16 protein-coding genes are annotated in these 16885 nt (G+C 49.0%); 15 read left to right on the top strand and 1 reads right to left on the bottom strand.

The window, feature by feature from the left end:
- Positions 1–6 precede the first annotated feature (6 nt).
- The 15 genes from fabD to prpF all read left to right on the top strand — a co-directional run bounded on the left by fabD (position 7) and on the right by prpF (position 15564).
- Positions 7–942 carry an ACP S-malonyltransferase gene (gene fabD, locus J3B89_RS18385; protein ID WP_215399101.1) on the top strand — a complete coding sequence of 312 codons (936 nt, stop codon included), beginning with the start codon at positions 7–9 and terminating at the stop codon, positions 940–942.
- A gap of 9 nt (positions 943–951) precedes the next feature.
- The gene (gene fabG, locus J3B89_RS18380; RefSeq protein ID WP_215399100.1) at positions 952–1698 is read left to right on the top strand and encodes a 3-oxoacyl-ACP reductase FabG; all 747 of its coding nucleotides are present in this window, start codon (positions 952–954) and stop codon (positions 1696–1698) included.
- Between the two features lie 136 nt (positions 1699–1834).
- Complete coding sequence (gene acpP, locus J3B89_RS18375; RefSeq protein ID WP_068231583.1) at positions 1835–2071, top strand: acyl carrier protein; 237 nt, start codon at positions 1835–1837, stop codon at positions 2069–2071.
- Positions 2072–2151: 80 nt separating this feature from the next.
- A complete protein-coding gene (gene fabF, locus J3B89_RS18370) occupies positions 2152–3390 on the top strand; it encodes a beta-ketoacyl-ACP synthase II (protein ID WP_215399099.1) in 1239 nt (412 codons plus the stop codon).
- Positions 3391–3509: 119 nt separating this feature from the next.
- Positions 3510–4268: an aminodeoxychorismate lyase gene (pabC, locus tag J3B89_RS18365; RefSeq protein ID WP_215399098.1), complete on the top strand. Its 759-nt coding sequence runs from the start codon at positions 3510–3512 to the stop codon at positions 4266–4268.
- Positions 4262–5275, top strand: coding sequence for an endolytic transglycosylase MltG (gene mltG, locus J3B89_RS18360; protein ID WP_215399097.1), 1014 nt, complete (start codon positions 4262–4264; stop codon positions 5273–5275). Before pabC ends, mltG begins: the two co-directional genes overlap by 7 nt.
- Entirely contained in the window at positions 5272–5901 is a 630-nt protein-coding gene (gene tmk / locus J3B89_RS18355; protein ID WP_215399096.1) for a dTMP kinase, read from the top strand. Before mltG ends, tmk begins: the two co-directional genes overlap by 4 nt.
- Positions 5901–6794: a DNA polymerase III subunit delta' gene (gene holB / locus J3B89_RS18350; RefSeq protein ID WP_215399095.1), complete on the top strand. Its 894-nt coding sequence runs from the start codon at positions 5901–5903 to the stop codon at positions 6792–6794. Before tmk ends, holB begins: the two co-directional genes overlap by 1 nt.
- Before the next feature lie 11 nt (positions 6795–6805).
- The gene (locus J3B89_RS18345; RefSeq protein WP_215399094.1) at positions 6806–7132 is read left to right on the top strand and encodes a PilZ domain-containing protein; all 327 of its coding nucleotides are present in this window, start codon (positions 6806–6808) and stop codon (positions 7130–7132) included.
- Between the two features lie 15 nt (positions 7133–7147).
- Positions 7148–7930 carry a TatD family hydrolase gene (locus J3B89_RS18340; protein ID WP_215399093.1) on the top strand — a complete coding sequence of 261 codons (783 nt, stop codon included), beginning with the start codon at positions 7148–7150 and terminating at the stop codon, positions 7928–7930.
- Between the two features lie 651 nt (positions 7931–8581).
- The gene (locus J3B89_RS18335) at positions 8582–9259 is read left to right on the top strand and encodes a GntR family transcriptional regulator (RefSeq protein ID WP_215399092.1); all 678 of its coding nucleotides are present in this window, start codon (positions 8582–8584) and stop codon (positions 9257–9259) included.
- Position 9260: 1 nt separating this feature from the next.
- Positions 9261–10142, top strand: a complete 882-nt coding sequence (prpB, locus tag J3B89_RS18330; RefSeq protein ID WP_215399091.1) for a methylisocitrate lyase — start codon at positions 9261–9263, stop codon at positions 10140–10142.
- 36 nt (positions 10143–10178) lie between these two features.
- Positions 10179–11309, top strand: a complete 1131-nt coding sequence (gene prpC, locus J3B89_RS18325) for a bifunctional 2-methylcitrate synthase/citrate synthase (protein ID WP_215399090.1) — start codon at positions 10179–10181, stop codon at positions 11307–11309.
- Between the two features lie 201 nt (positions 11310–11510).
- Positions 11511–14111: a Fe/S-dependent 2-methylisocitrate dehydratase AcnD gene (acnD, locus tag J3B89_RS18320; protein ID WP_215399089.1), complete on the top strand. Its 2601-nt coding sequence runs from the start codon at positions 11511–11513 to the stop codon at positions 14109–14111.
- Positions 14112–14376: 265 nt separating this feature from the next.
- A complete protein-coding gene (prpF, locus tag J3B89_RS18315; RefSeq protein WP_215399088.1) occupies positions 14377–15564 on the top strand; it encodes a 2-methylaconitate cis-trans isomerase PrpF in 1188 nt (395 codons plus the stop codon).
- 49 nt (positions 15565–15613) lie between these two features.
- On the opposite strand, the gene J3B89_RS18310 is transcribed toward prpF, so the two are convergent.
- Entirely contained in the window at positions 15614–16579 is a 966-nt protein-coding gene (locus tag J3B89_RS18310) for an integron integrase (RefSeq protein WP_215399087.1), read from the bottom strand.
- Positions 16580–16885 lie beyond the last annotated feature (306 nt).

Here is a 16885-nt window from a genome sequence, read left to right as displayed (position 1 = left end):
CTTAAGATGACAACAAAACTTGCAATCGTATTCCCGGGGCAGGGCTCACAAAGTGTGGGCATGCTGGCTGATTTGCATCAGCAGTTTGATGTGGTGAAAGACACTTTTGCTGAAGCTTCAAATGCACTTGGCTATGACTTATGGGCACTGGTAGCCAATGGCCCGGAAGCCGATCTGAACGAAACTCAGCGTACCCAACCGGCCTTGTTAACCGCCTCGGTTGCCGTATGGCGCTTATGGCAGCAGCAAGGCGGTGCTCAACCGGCTTATTTTGCCGGCCACTCGCTGGGCGAGTACTCGGCATTGGTATGTGCCGGCGTATTGTCGCTGGCCGACGCAGTAAAGCTGGTAGAAAAACGCGGTAACTATATGCAACAGGCTGTACCGGCCGGAGTAGGGGCTATGTCAGCTATTATCGGCCTGGACGATGCAGCTATTGCCACTGCATGTGAACAGGCGGCACAAGGTGAAATCGTGTCGCCGGTTAATTATAACTCGCCCGGTCAGGTGGTGATTGCCGGCCATAAAGCCGCAGTTGAGCGTGCCGGCGAGTTATGTAAAGCCGCTGGTGCCAAACGGGCTTTACCGCTACCGGTAAGCGTGCCGTCGCACTGTGCATTAATGCGCCCGGCAGCAGAAAAATTAGCTACAGATTTAACGGCACTTAATTTTAATGATGCTGTCATACCGGTGGTGAATAATGTCGATGTTGCTGTTGCTGACAATGCAGCCACGGTAAAAGATGCGCTGGTTCGGCAGTTATACAGCCCTGTACGCTGGACTGAAACTATAGAATGGTTATCTGCCCAGGGCGTTACAGATGTGCTGGAACTGGGGGCAGGTAAAGTATTAAGTGGCCTGATTAAACGTATTGACAAGAATTTAGCTGTAGCGTCGGTTGGCGATGTTGCCTCATTACAGGCCGCACTGGCTTCAGAGTAAGGATTGAGCATGACAAGTTTTATTTCACTGGAAGGTAAAGTTGCATTGGTTACCGGCGCCAGCCGTGGTATTGGCCGTGCTATTGCAGAACAATTAGCGGCATTGGGCGCCAAAGTTGTTGGTACTGCCACCTCAGAAAAAGGTGCGGCAGATATCAGCAGTTATTTAGGTGACAAAGGCTGCGGACTGGTGTTAAATGTGGCCGACACTGCATCAATTGAACAATGTTTAGAGCAAATAAAAAACCAGTTTGGAGATATTGATATTCTGGTTAATAATGCCGGTATTACACGCGATAACTTGTTAATGCGCATGAAAGACGAAGAGTGGTTTGACATTATACAAACCAACCTGACATCGGTGTACCGCTTAAGTAAAGCTGTTATGCGTACTATGATGAAAAAACGGTTTGGCCGTATTATCAGCATAGGGTCAGTAGTGGGCTCTATGGGGAACGCAGGCCAGACAAATTATGCTGCAGCGAAAGCCGGTGTGTTAGGTTTTACCAAATCACTGGCACGTGAAGTTGCATCGCGCGGTATTACTGTTAATGCTATTGCGCCGGGTTTTATTGATACCGATATGACCAAAGAGCTGTCGGACGAGCAAAAAGACGCTATTTTTGCTCAGGTACCGGCTAATCGTTTAGGCCAGCCGGAAGAAATTGCTGCCACCGTAGCATTTTTGGCATCAAGTCAGGCTGCCTACATTACCGGTGAAACAATTCACGTTAACGGCGGTATGTATATGGTGTAAGCCGGGGTGTGAAAGCAGGTTTGACCAGCGTAAAATGCTGATCGCATCACTTGCAACCCACTAAGCTTACGCATAAACTAGCGCCACACAAAATTGCACGAACTGTTGCGATTTATATGAGAAAAAGGAAGAAAAGATGAGCAACATCGAAGAACGCGTTAAGAAAATCATTATTGAACAACTGGGCGTTAAAGAAGACGAAGTGAAACACGAAGCGTCTTTTGTTGACGATCTGGGCGCTGATTCACTAGACACTGTTGAGCTGGTTATGGCGCTGGAAGAAGAGTTCGATACTGAGATTCCAGACGAAGAAGCTGAGAAAATCACGACTGTTCAGTCTGCTATTGATTATATCAAAGCGCACGCTGAGTAAGTTATCAGCTTACAGAACGGGTAGCTAAGCTACCCGTTTTCGTTTTAAGATCGATGAAAATTTCCATGGCGGAGGGTTTTGTGGCAAAACGTCGTGTGGTTGTTACCGGTTTAGGCATGCTTACGCCGCTGGGTAATGATGTTGCCTCAAGCTGGCAAGGCTTACAGCAAGGTAAAAGTGGCATATCGCTGATCGAGCATTTCGATACCAGCGCCTACACCACCAAATTTGCTGGTTTGGTAAAGAACTTTGATGTAGAACCGTTTTTTTCAGCTAAAGAGGCGAAAAAAATGGATCTGTTTATTCAGTATGGTGTGGCTGCCGGTATTCAGGCATTTCGTGACTCCGGCATCGAAATTACTGAGCAAAATGCGCCGCGTATCGGGGCGGCAATTGGTTCAGGTATTGGTGGTTTGGGGTTAATTGAAGAAAACCACACTAAACTGCTCAATAGCGGGCCTAAACGGTTATCACCGTTTTTTGTGCCATCTACCATTATTAATATGATTGCTGGTCAGCTCTCCATTCTGCTTGGATTGCAGGGGCCAAATATCAGTATTGTGACTGCCTGTACTACAGGGGTACATAACATTGGCCATGCTGCACGGATGATCGTGTACGGGGATGCTGATGTAATGATAGCCGGTGGTGCTGAAAAAGCCTCTACGCCTTTGGGTATGGGCGGCTTTGGTGCAGCAAGGGCTTTATCTACCCGTAATGAAGCACCAGAGCAAGCCAGCCGTCCCTGGGATAAAGGCCGTGATGGTTTTGTGCTGGGTGATGGCGCCGGTGTAATGGTGCTGGAAGAGTACGAGCATGCTAAAGCGCGCGGTGCTAAAATCTATGCTGAGCTGGTAGGTTTTGGCATGAGTGGTGATGCCTATCATATGACGTCACCACCTGAAAACGGCGCCGGTGCTGCCTTAGCAATGAAAAATGCGTTAAAAGATGCACAGGTAAGCCCGGAGCAGGTTGCCTATATTAATGCGCACGGTACCTCAACACCAGCCGGTGATATTGCTGAAACTATGGCGATTAAATCAGTATTTGCCAATAATCTGGATAAACTGATGGTTAGCTCGTCCAAGTCGATGATTGGCCATCTGTTGGGTGCTGCAGGCTCGGTAGAATCTATTATTACCGTGCTGTCGTTGCAGGATCAACTGGTTACGCCAACTATCAACCTGGACAACCCGGATGAAGGGTGTGATCTGGATTATGTGCCGCATGAAGCACGCCAGGTATCAATGGAATATGCCTTGTGTAACTCCTTTGGTTTTGGTGGTACTAACGGCTCTATACTGTTTAAACGTGTATAATTTGCTGTTTTAACAGGCATAATCTGTTGTATTGAAGATCAAGGCTGCCATAGTGCAGCCTTTGTTTTATCTGCATTTTAAGGCATACTGCCGCTAGTTTGACTTTTCCGGTAGTGGCCATGCCAACCTTTATCAGTGCCAGAGATCGCAGTTTTAATTACGGCGATGGTATTTTTACTACTATGCAGGTGCGCGATGGCAGCATACAGCTGTGGCCTTTGCATTTGCAACGCTTACAGCGTTCTGCTGTGCAGTTGGGGTTTGGTGCAGTGGACTGGCACAATGTGCAGCAACAAGTTCAGGCCGCAATAACAGCACCTGAGCAGGTCATTAAGTTACTGGTATCGCGTGGCGAAGGCGGCCGTGGTTATGCACCGGCAGAGAGCGGGGTGCCGGGCATTTACATTTCGGCCAGCCCGATGCCGGATTACCGGCTTGCACAACAACAAGGTATCAGTTTAGCTATTGCAACTTTAAAACTTGCAGTACAGCCGCTGTTGGCTGGCCTTAAGCATAATAACCGGCTGGAACAGGTGCTGTTAAAGCAAGAGCTGGCAAGCACGGATGCAGATGATTTACTGGTGCTGGATCAGCTGGGTTTTATTACTGAAGTCAGTGCCGCCAATGTGTTTTTACATCGTGATGGCAACTGGCATACACCAGAGCTGCAACGCGCCGGAGTGGCTGGTGTAATGCGCCAACATATTTTACAGCAGGCAAATATTGCCCAGGTTAATTGGGGTATTACTGAACTTGCGTCGGTTGACGCTATTTTTATTTGTAATGCTTTAATGGGTATAGTGCCGGTACGCAGTATAGCAGGCAGAACCTTATCTGTTAGTACGGTACAACAGTTTTCAAAGCAGGTACTATGTTAAAAACACTAAAAATTATTCTGTTGCTGGGGGGAATGCTTGGCCTGAGTTACTACTTTGGTGTACGTTATGTACAACAAATTCCGCTTAATTTACCTGACGGTATTCACACTGTGCCCCCCGGCAGCTCAGCTGCCAGGCTCTGCCGGCAATGGCAGCAACAGGCGCTGTTAAGTGATAGCCAATGCCTGATGCTGCGGCTTTACCTGAAATTACACCCTGAAGAAGCCAGAGTGCAACAAGGCGTTTACCGCTTATCTGCCGAGCAGACTTTACTGTTACAGGTGCTTGCACTGTTTCGTAGCGGTAAAGAAGCACAGTTTGCTGTAACACTGATTGAAGGTGAAACGCTGCAGCAAAGCCTGAACCGGATAAACAAAGCCGAGTATTTACTGCAGGATGTCACCACAGCAGAGCAGGTATTACAGGATATGGCGTGGCCGGAGGAATGGGGCGGGCAACCGCAGAGCGCTGAAGCATTATTGTACCCTGATACTTACTACTATACGGCAAACAGTAAGGCCAGTGCATTGATTAAACGCGCGCAGCAGGCTTTGCTGACCGAGCTGGACAATGCCTGGCAGCAGCGCCAGCCTGATCTGCCGCTGCAGAATCCATATCAGTTGCTGATACTGGCTTCCATTATTGAGAAAGAAAGCAGCCATCCACCGGAGAAAACGCTGGTAGCCTCAGTGTTTATTAACAGATTACGCAAGAATATGCGGCTGCAAACCGATCCTACTGTTATTTACGGGCTGGATGATTTTAACGGCAATATCACCCGGGCAGATTTAAATAATCCGCATCCTTATAATACTTACCGCCATCATGGCCTGCCGCCCGGACCAATCAGTCTGGTTGGCCGTGCCTCTATGCTGGCCGCAGTACAGCCAGCGGAAACTGATCTGTATTACTTTGTCAGCAAAGGTGATGGTACCCATCAGTTTTCGTCAACGTTAGAGCAACACAATGCCGCAGTGCAAAAATATATTCTGGGAATAAAGCCATGACGGCAACAGCTAAATTTATTGTGGTAGAAGGCCTGGAAGGCGCAGGTAAGAGCACCGCTATCAGCCATATTCAGCATTATTTACAACAACGCGGCAAGGACGTGATCTGTACCCGTGAGCCCGGCGGTACGCCGTTGGCAGAAAGTTTACGCAGCCTGGTAAAGCAGGTGCAAACCTCAGAAACTGTGGCGCCGCAAACAGAGTTATTACTGATGTACGCCGCGCGGATGCAGTTGGTAACTAATGTGATTAAACCGGCATTAGCACAGGGCAAGTGGGTATTAGCTGACCGGCATGATATGTCGTCGCGGGCATATCAGGGCGGTGGGCGGCAACTGGACGAAATCTTTATTAATCAGTTACGCCAGGCTGTACTGGGCGACTTACGCCCTGATTTAACCCTGTATCTGGATATTGATCCGGCCATCGGCCTGGAGCGCGCCCGCCAGCGTGGTGAGTTGGATCGTATAGAGCAGGAGCAACTGGCTTTTTTTCAGCGTACCCGGCAGAAATATCTGCAAATCGCAGCCAGTGAAACTAATATTGTCGTGATTGATGCCAGCCAGCCGGTTGCCAGCGTACAGCAGCAACTCAGTGCTGCGCTTGACACCGCTTTGGGGCAGTAATGCAACCCTGGCTTGTACCTTATCAGCAGCAGCTAACAACATTGCTGCATAATAATCAACTGGCGCATGGCTTGTTAATATCAGGCCCTGCAGGTATCGGTAAAAGTGTGCTGGCAAATTGGCTGGCAGCATCGTTGCTGTGTACAGAGCAGGAAAAACCCTGTGGTAAATGTAAAAGCTGCTTACTGCGTATTGCCGGCAGTCATTCAGATCTGCTGATTATTGACAACTCAGGCAGCAGCATTGGCGTAGACAGTGTGCGCCAGCTTAGCCAGTTTATGTATGGCCGGGCCCAACAGCAGTTAAATAAAGTTGTGCTGTTGGCTGATGCAGAAAAATTAACTGAGGCAGCGGCCAATGCACTGCTGAAAACACTGGAAGAGCCGCCACAAAACAGTTTTTTATTGCTGCAAACCCGTGCCGGTAATACTTTAGCGGCAACTTTGTTAAGCCGCTGCCAGCACTGGACCTTAGCTGCTGAATTTGGTGCTGATACACAAGACTGGCTTACCCGGCACAGTAACAGAGCTGTACCGGAATTTTTACTGGCCTACTGTGCCGGCGGGCCGTTAAAAGCGCTAAGTATGCTTGAGTCCGGCGAAGCTGATCAACTGCAACTGGCGCTACATAACCTAAACCAGTTTCTGACAGATAAACAGACATTACAGGACATAGTTAAACAACTCGATGCAATCAGTGAATTGCGTCCGTTACTCGGCTGGTTTTTAACGCAGCAGTTACTCCCTGCCATGGCAGGTCAGGATCCACAGCGGTTATTAGCCATTCATCAGCTATACAGCCGCTGGTGCCGTGACGAAATGCAGATTTTAGGGCAGAATAAAGTGCTTGCGCTGAGTGCATTTCTTACAGAATTAAAACGGTTGCAAGGCTAGCCGGAGGAGATATGGAAGAGCTGTCGTTAGGATTCACAGATATTAAAGAGTTGTACCGCTGCTATATGCCATTTCTGAAGAACGGCGGGCTCTTTGTGCGCACATCCAGCCAGTATAAAATGGGCCAGTCACTGGCATTAAATGTTACCTTGCCTGATGCTCTGGAAAGCGTTGTGGTATCGGGTAAGGTTGCCTGGATCACGCCGCCTGGCTCGCAAAGTTCCAGCCCCGCCGGTATTGGTATTGCTTTTATTGATGATAAAGCGCAACTTGGCCCCCGGATTGAAAAACTATTAGGTGGTATGCAAAATTCTGCCGAAGCCACTTATACTATTTAGCAGGTAATCAGCGCCGTGTTTGTAGATTCTCATTGTCATTTAGACCGCCTCGAGCTGGAAAAGTTGGGCCTTAGTTTACATCAGGTTATTACTGCCGCTCAGGCTAAACAGGTGCAGCATATGTTATGCGTTTGTGTCAGCCTGGCCGAGTTTGAGCAAATGTCATCTTTGGTAGCTGAATTTCCGATGGTGTCTGTATCTTGCGGTGAACACCCCTTACATCAGCATGATCAGGTTGATAGCGGATTATTGCTGCAAAAATGCAGCCTGGAACACGTGGTTGCAGTAGGGGAAACCGGACTGGATTATTTTTGCTCGCCTGATTCTAAACTCAGCCAGCAAGCAGCGTTTGTCAGCCATATACAGGTGGCTAACCGGGTTAATAAGCCGCTGATTATTCATACGCGGGATGCACGGGAAGATACCTTAGCTTTAATGCGCAGCCATAATGCAGAGCAGGCCGGCGGTGTATTGCATTGCTTCACCGAGAACTGGGAAATGGCCAAAGCTGCGCTGGATATGGGCTTCTATATCTCTATATCCGGCATTATGACCTTTCGTAACGCAGTGGAGCTGCGTGATGTAGTAAAAAAACTGCCGCTGGACCGCTTATTAATAGAAACCGATTCTCCTTATCTGGCGCCGGTACCGTTTCGTGGCAAAACTAATCAGCCGGCTTACGTTACAGCTGTGGCTGAGGCCATTGCTCAGGTAAAGGGCATCAGCCTGCAGCAACTGGCACATAGCACCACAGAAAACTTTTACACGCTGTTTAACCGGGTAAAAAAAGCCGCCTGATTTCAACAACCTGATATAGCCAATGGATTTCAACATGCACGTAGGCGACAAGTGAGTGAATCCCCGTGAGCATAGGAGTACTATGTGATTGGGGTGAGCGAGCGCAGCCAACAACCGTGCATTTTGAAAGACGAAGGGTATAAAAGAAGCCCGGAACCAATCCGCATTGTTCCGGGCTTAGGGGAATGGCTCATAGGGAATGAGCCGTGCGCTATCGTTGCAACTGCTAATATTCATAAGGTAAGTTCCAGTTTAGTTAATACGCAGATTTTTGCTTGTCAGTGCATTTGAAACAAAGCTGCTGATAGCTATCATTTTTTGCATTTTTATGCCCAGTTTATCTGCAAGTTATCCCCAGCTTATACAGCGGAGCAGGCAAAATGACTGTGTTGCCCCTGTTTTCGGTGCAATATTAGCTATAGCTATTTTTAGCACTTCATTGTATTAACATTGGTTACTTTATAAATAAAAAATCTAAAAAATCATTTTCAGCTGTACATCAATGTTAAATGGCCGGTTTTCTCCGCCGTGTAAACTGATAAAGACAAAACACCTGACATTGTCGACAATGTTGGCAGTTTAAGGCTTGACTTAGCTAAATAAAGCAGATAAAACGGTGTTAACTTGTATTTATGTCGACAATTATCTGGTATGCAACATCCATCATTACGTGCTCCTATTACCGCTGCCGACCGGGTTTTGCTGGAAATTCAGCGTGCTATTGTTGAAGGCGAGATTGCCGCCGGCAGTAAAATCAGTGAGCCGGAACTGGCCAGACGCTTTGATTTAAGCCGTGCACCGCTGCGCGAAGCTTTAGCGCGGTTAGAGCGTTGCCATTTGATCGAGCGGATCCCTAACGCCGGCGCCCGTGTAGTGAAATTGTCGACACAAGGGCTGTTATCCTTATATCAGTTACGTGAAACCTTAGAAGGTTTAGCCTGCCGGTTAGCAGCCGAGCATATGGCCGACAGTGAAATTGCCGAGTTACGCGCTTTGTTGGATCAACACCTGAGTACACAAAGGGTACGCGAAGGTGAAAGTTATTATCAGGAAGCCGGCGATCTGGACTTTCATTATCGTGTCATTCTCGGCAGTAAAAATGCTTATCTGATTAATATTTTATGTGATGAGCTGTACTACCTGGTGCGCATGTACCGCGTGCAACTGGGGATGAACGGGCCGCGTGTATCGCGGGCATTTGACGAACATAAAGCTATTCTTAATGCCATTGCCAACCGCGATGGTGAACTGGCCGATTTACTGATGCGCCGTCATATTGCCGCATCAAGGCGCAATATTGAAAAACAACTGGAACAAACGGGGACTTAATATGAGCACACTTACTGCCGGACAAAAATTCCGCGCGGCAATTAAAGCGAACCAGCCGCTGCAAATTGTCGGCACTATTAACGCATATACCGCGATGATGGCCGAACGCACCGGCCATCAGGCGCTGTATCTGTCGGGTGCCGGTGTGGCCAATGCTTCTTTTGGTTTACCGGACCTGGGCATGACCTCACTTAACGATGTCTGCGAAGACATCCGCCGTATTACTGCTGCAACCAGCTTACCCCTGTTAGTTGATGCTGACACCGGCTGGGGCGGTGCTTTTAATATTGCCCGCACCGTAAAAGACATGACCCGTGCCGGCGCTGCCGGCTTTCATATTGAAGATCAGGTTGCACAAAAGCGCTGCGGCCACCGGCCTAACAAAGAAATTGTCAGCTTAGATGAAATGGTTGATCGGGTAAAAGCCAGTGTAGATGCCCGCACGGACGAAAGCTTTTTTATTATGGCGCGCACCGATGCCTTAGCACAGCAAGGACTGGATGCCGCCATTGAACGGGCGCTGGCCTGTGAAGCTGCCGGTGCCGATGCCATTTTTGCCGAGGCAGTGTATACGCTGGAGCAATATCAGGCGTTTACCAAAGCATTAAAAGTACCGGTACTGGCCAATATTACTGAATTTGGTCAAACGCCACTGTTTAATAAAGCCGAACTGGCTGCGGTGGGTGTGGCTATGGTGCTGTATCCGCTTAGTGCGTTTCGGGCAATGAACAAAGCAGCACTTAATGTGTACCAGTCTATATTAGCCAATGGCGATCAAAAAGCAGTGGTTGACAGCATGCAAACCCGTGCTGAGTTGTATGACTTTTTAAATTATCACAGTTTTGAAGAAAAACTCGATCAGCTGTTTAGCAGCAAGAAATAATTTAGCTTTCAATTTAAAGACAACGGGGAGAACACCATGTCAACAGGTAAAGTACTTTCAGGCGCGGGGCTACGCGGTCAGGTGGCCGGTAAAACGGCACTGTCTACCGTGGGTAAAACCGGCTCAGGCTTAACCTACCGTGGTTATGATGTAAAAGATTTAGCCGCCAATTGCAGCTTTGAAGAAGTGGCGCATTTAATTTTAAAAGGCGAGCTGCCAACACAGGCTGAGCTAACAGCTTATAAAGCCAAATTAAAAAGCCTGCGCAGCTTACCGCAGGCATTAAAAGATGTATTAGAGCGTATTCCGGCCAGCGCTCATCCGATGGATGTTATGCGCACCGGCTGCTCTATGTTAGGTAACCTGGAAACCGAACAAAACTTTGGCCAGCAACAAGACGCCAGTGATCGCCTGCTGGCAATTTTTCCGGGCCTGGTTAACTACTGGTATAACTACAGCCATCATGGCAAGCGTATAGATGTGGAAACCGGTGCCGATTCTGTTGCAGAGCAATTCTTGTGGACCTTACACGGTAAAAAACCAAGCGCTCTGCATGTTGAAGTGATGCAGGCCTCGCTGATTTTATACGCTGAGCATGAGTTTAATGCCTCTACCTTTACTGCCCGCGTTTGTGCCTCAACCTTAAGCGATATGCATTCCTGTATTACCGGTGCTATCGGCTCGCTGCGCGGCCCCCTGCATGGTGGGGCTAATGAAGCGGCGATGGAGCTGATTGAGAAGATGGCCAACCCGGACGATGCCGAGCAAAAGCTGCTGGGCATGCTGGAGCGTAAAGAAAAAATTATGGGCTTTGGCCATGCGGTGTACTCCGACTCTGATCCACGCAATGCAGTAATTAAAGAGTGGTCGGAAAAGCTTGCTAAAGCTAACGGTGATACCAAACTGTACGATGTGTCTGTGCGCTGTGAAGCGGTGATGTGGCGCGAGAAAAAGCTGTTTTGTAATGCTGATTTCTTCCACGCTTCTGCCTACAACTATATGGGTATTCCAACTAAGTTGTTTACACCTATTTTTGTTTGCAGCCGTTTAACCGGTTGGGCCGCCCATGTAATGGAGCAGCGCGCCGATAACCGTATTATCCGGCCAAGTGCTGATTATGTTGGTGTAGAGCCGCGTAGCGTAAAGCCGATAGCTGAGCGTGGCTGATAAAAAAACTTTAAAATTCGGTGTATTGGCACGGTTGCAACACCCATTCTGCTCGCCATAGCAACTCGCCCTTATGCCTACGGCAGGGCTCAGACACTCTATGGCTGCGCAAATGGGGTTCCAACCTACCATCGCAGCGACATAAGAACACTTTAAAGAGGGCATCGCCCTCTTTTTGCCAGACAAGACAGAGTAAACACTATGAACAGCCAATACCGTAAAAAACTGCCCGGCACAGCGCTGGATTACTTCGACACCCAAGCCGCTGTCGATGCGATAGAACCGGGCGCTTATGCCAAACTGCCTTATACCTCACGCGTGCATGCCGAAAACTTAGTGCGCCGCTGCGACCCGGCCATGCTTACTGATGCCTTAAAGCAGCTGATTTACCGCAAGCGTGATTTAGACTTTCCGTGGTTTCCTGCAAGGGTGGTGTGCCATGACATTTTAGGTCAAACCGCACTGGTCGATTTAGCCGGCCTGCGTGATGCCATCGCCGAACAAGGCGGTGACCCTGCCAAAGTAAACCCTGTGGTACCCACCCAGTTAATCGTTGATCACTCCTTAGCCGTAGAGCACGGCGGTTTTGACAAAGATGCCTTTGCCAAAAACCGCGCTATTGAAGACAGGCGCAACGACGATCGCTTTCACTTTATTAACTGGACAAAAAAAGCCTTTAAAAATGTTGATGTTATACCGCCCGGCAACGGCATTATGCACCAGATTAACTTAGAGCGGATGTCGCCGGTAATACACGCCATAGACGGCGTAGCCTTTCCTGACACCTTAGTGGGCACCGACAGCCACACGCCGCATGTTGATGCGCTGGGCGTAATCGCCATTGGTGTAGGCGGGCTGGAGGCTGAAAGCGTGATGTTAGGCCGTGCCAGTTGGATGCGCCTGCCGGATATTATCGGCGTAGAGCTAACCGGCAAAGCCCAACCCGGTATCATGGCCACCGATATCGTACTGGCACTAACCGAGTTTTTACGCAAAGAAAAAGTGGTATCCAGCTACCTGGAGTTTTTTGGCGAAGGTGCCAGCAGCTTAAGCCTGGGCGACCGGGCTACTATCTCCAATATGACGCCGGAATACGGCGCCACTGCGGCGATGTTTAGTATTGATCAGCAAACGCTGGACTATTTAACCTTAACCGGGCGCGAGCCGGAACAGGTAAAACTGGTTGAAATCTATGCTAAGCAAGCCGGGTTATGGAGCGACAGCTTAACCACCGCCGAGTACGAACGGGTACTAAAGTTTGATTTATCAAGTGTTGGCCGCACTATGGCCGGGCCATCAAACCCGCATGCCAGGTTGTCTACCAGCGATTTAACGGCCAAAGGTATTGCCGGTAACTATGAGCTGATCGATGGCAAAATGCCCGATGGCGCGGTAATTATTGCCGCCATTACCAGCTGCACCAATACCTCTAACCCGCGCAATGTTATTGCCGCCGGTTTATTAGCCCGTAACGCCAATAAACTGGGGCTAACCCGCAAGCCCTGGGTAAAAACCTCACTGGCACCTGGCTCTAAAGCGGTGCAACTTTACTTAGAAGAAGGCCATTTACTTAGCGAGCTGGAGCAACTGGGCTTTGGTATCGTTGGTTTTGCCTGCACCACCTGTAATGGTATGAGTGGTGCACTGGACCCGGTGATCCAGCAGGAAGTAATCGAGCGTGATTTATACGCCACGGCGGTACTATCCGGTAACCGTAACTTTGACGGCCGTATTCACCCGTACGCCAAACAAGCATTCTTAGCTTCTCCTGCTCTGGTGGTGGCTTATGCTATCGCGGGTACTATTCGTTTTGACATCGAAAAAGATGCGCTTGGCTATGATTCGGCTGATAATGCAATCACCTTGAAAGATATATGGCCAAGCGATGCTGAAATTGATGCAGTAGTTGCCAAAAGCGTAAAACCGGAGCAGTTCCGTAAAGTGTACGAGCCGATGTTTGCGCTCAGTGTTGATTACGGCGAAAAAGTATCGCCGTTGTATGACTGGCGGCCACAAAGCACCTATATCCGCCGCCCGCCGTACTGGCAAAAAGAGGGGGAAGGCGCCATCGCCGGCGAGCGCACGTTAACAGGTATGCGGCCACTGGCGCTGTTGCCGGATAATATTACTACCGACCATTTATCACCGTCGAACGCTATTATGTTAGACAGTGCCGCCGGTGAATACCTGCACAAGATGGGCCTGCCGGAGGAAGATTTTAACTCTTACGCAACCCATCGCGGCGATCACTTAACCGCGCAGCGCGCTACCTTTGCCAACCCCAAGCTGATTAATGAAATGGCCGTGGTAGATGGCAAGGTAAAACAGGGCTCGCTGGCACGGCTGGAGCCGGAAGGCAAAGTGACACGGATGTGGGAAGCAATAGAAACCTATATGCAGCGTAAGCAGCCGCTGATTATTGTTGCCGGTGCCGATTACGGCCAGGGCTCGTCGCGCGACTGGGCGGCTAAAGGTGTACGGCTGGCCGGTGTCGAGGCGATTGCCGCAGAAGGCTTTGAGCGTATTCACCGTACCAACTTAATTGGTATGGGGGTGCTACCGCTGGAGTTTAAGCCGGGCACTACCCGCATTACGCTGGCTCTGGATGGTACCGAAACCTACGATGTAGTGGGCGAGCGTAAACCGCGTACTACGCTAACGCTGGTTATCCACCGTACCAACGGCGAAACACTGAATGTACCGGTAACCTGCCGGTTGGATACAGCAGAAGAGTTATCGATTTATGAAGCCGGCGGTGTACTGCAGCGTTTTGCGCAGGACTTTTTGCAGGGCTCTGTATAACTAACGAAGCAGCCTGCGGTTGCAACACCCTGAAATGCTTGTCACAGCAACTCGTCCTAATGCCTACGGCAGGACTCAAACACTCTGTGACAACATTTCACGGGTTCCAACCTCCGAATTTGATGAGGGAGAGCCGATGTCTCTTTATGTCATCACAGAGTGTTTGAAGGAGTGCTGCTGGCACGACTGAGTTGCTGTGATGAGCAGAAAGAGATTTTCGGCTCGTACTCCACGCGATAAACATAAACTTCATTGGGCAAGAACTATGACAGCTCCACAGATAAAAATCCCCGCGACTTACATGCGTGGCGGTACCAGCAAAGGCGTATTTTTTAAACTGGACGACTTACCCCAGGCCGCCCAGGTACCGGGTAAGGCCCGTGACAACCTGCTACTGCGGGTGATAGGCAGCCCGGATCCATACGGCAAACACACCGACGGTATGGGCGGTGCTACGTCTAGTACCAGCAAAACGGTGATTTTAAGCAAGAGCAACAAAGCCGACCACGATGTTGACTACCTGTTTGGCCAGGTAGCGATAGACAAGCCGTTTATCGACTGGAGCGGCAACTGCGGCAACTTAACGGCAGCTGTGGGTTCATTCGCCATCAGCAACGGCCTGGTAGCTGCCGATCGCATACCGCAAAACGGTATCTGTACCGTGCGCATCTGGCAGGCAAATATTAACAAAACCATTATTGCCCACGTGCCAATAACCAACGGCGAAGTGCAGGAAACCGGCGACTTTGAACTGGACGGTGTAACCTTTGCGGCAGCAGAAGTGCAAATTGAGTTTTTAGACCCCGCTGCCGATGAAGGCGAGGGCGGTGGTGCTATGTTTCCCACCGGTAACCTGGTTGATGAGTTAGACGTGCCCGGTATCGGCAGCTTTAAAGCGACGTTAATAAATGCCGGTATTCCGACCATTTTTGTCAACGCTGCCGATATCGGTTATAGCGGTACTGAATTGCAGGATGCGATAAACAGCGATACCAAAGCACTGGCCATGTTTGAAACCATCCGCGCTTACGGCGCAGTAAAAATGGGCCTGATTAAAGATATAAGCGAGGCCGCAGCACGGGCGCACACGCCGAAAATTGCCTTTGTCGCCCCGCCTGCAGGTTATGTTTCCTCCAGCGGCAAGCAGGTAAATGCCGCTGATATTGACTTGCTGGTACGGGCGTTGTCGATGGGCAAACTGCACCACGCCATGATGGGCACAGCAGCGGTGGCTATTGGCACAGCCGCCGCTATACCCGGCACTTTGGTAAACCTGGCAGCAGGTGGAACTGCGCGTGAAGCCGTGCGCTTTGGTCACCCGTCCGGCACATTAAGAGTGGGCGCAGCGGCAACTCAGCTAAACGGTGAGTGGACAGTAACCAAAGCCATAATGAGCCGCAGCGCGCGGGTACTAATGGAAGGTTTTGTGCGGGTGCCCGGCGATTGCTTCTAGTTGATGCTGTGAGTATTTAGCAAGTTATCAGGGCGCTTCGGCGCCCTTTTTACAACAGTTGTGACAGCGGGCTTTTTACGCCAGCAGCACCGCGGTTTAGTACATGAGTGTAAATTTGTGTAGTACGCACATCGGTATGGCCTAATTGCTCCTGCACCGTGCGTATATCAGCGCCAGCTTCCAATAAATGCGTTGCAAATGAATGACGTAAAGTGTGGCAGGTAACATTTTTGGGGATAGCTGCCTTTTTCGCCGCAATTTTGATTTCGCGCCTAACGCAGGTTTCATCCAAATGATGCCGACGTAGCAATTTTTCCTGTGGATCAATACTCAACTGCATAGAGGGAAATAAATATTGCCAGCCGAATTGTTTAGGCGCATCGGGGGTTTTTCGGGCTAAAGCAAAGGGTAGCCACACTCCCGCATAATCCGGATTAGTTAAATCAGCTTGAAAGTACTGCAAAACAAACTGACTTTGCTGTTTAAGAGTTGACACTAATTCCGGTGCTAAAGTCGTACGCCGGTTTTTATTACCTTTGCCTTGCCACACCATTACGGACAAATAGTCATAGTCGATATCCTGCACCCGCAACCTTACCGCTTCCATTAAACGCAAACCACTGCCGTACATCAACTGCGCCAGCAGTTTATATTTAGGATCAATTACCCGTAGTAAAGCTGCTATTTCTGCACGCGTTAACACAACGGGTAATTTAGGTGATACCTGTGAGCGGTTAAAATTTAAGTTAAGCGATAGAGGTTGTTGTAATACTTTGTTGTATAAAAAACTCAGGGCATTTAAAGCAGTAGCCTGGGTACGAGGTGCTACGTTACGCTGGTTAGTTAAATAACTAAGGAAATTTTCGACATCCTGATCTGTTAACTTCGATGGGTGTTGCTTTTTATGGTACAGAATATACATTTTTATCCAGTATAAATACCCTTCAACGGTTCTTTTAGCATAACGGCGTGCATACATAAATTCAGCGATATATTGTAAAAATGGCGAAGCCATAACCAGCACCTTGAAATAAATTTATATGGATAAATAAACAGTAGTTGGTGAATTTATTGTTAGCAAGTAAATCGCAAGCTTAAACCTCGCTTTCGCCAGGAAAAAGCATAGTGTTCAACCAAAAATCTGTTGATTTACTTAGTGTTATTGGCTAGTGTGATTTCATTTACAAAATGATAGAAGGGAGTTTACACGGCGTGAAAGCGTGTACGCTCCAAACTATAAAGCTGTTATGTGCCAACCCAGCTACGAAGTAGCCAAGGAGTTTAGAAATTGCTTACTGCATTCTTGTCATTTCTGGGTGTT

Source organism: Rheinheimera oceanensis, assembly GCF_018831085.1.
Taxonomy (GTDB): Bacteria; Pseudomonadota; Gammaproteobacteria; order Enterobacterales; family Alteromonadaceae; genus Alishewanella; species Alishewanella oceanensis.
The sequence above is the reverse complement of the archived record's forward strand: the minus strand, read 5'-3'. Positions and strand labels throughout refer to the sequence as shown.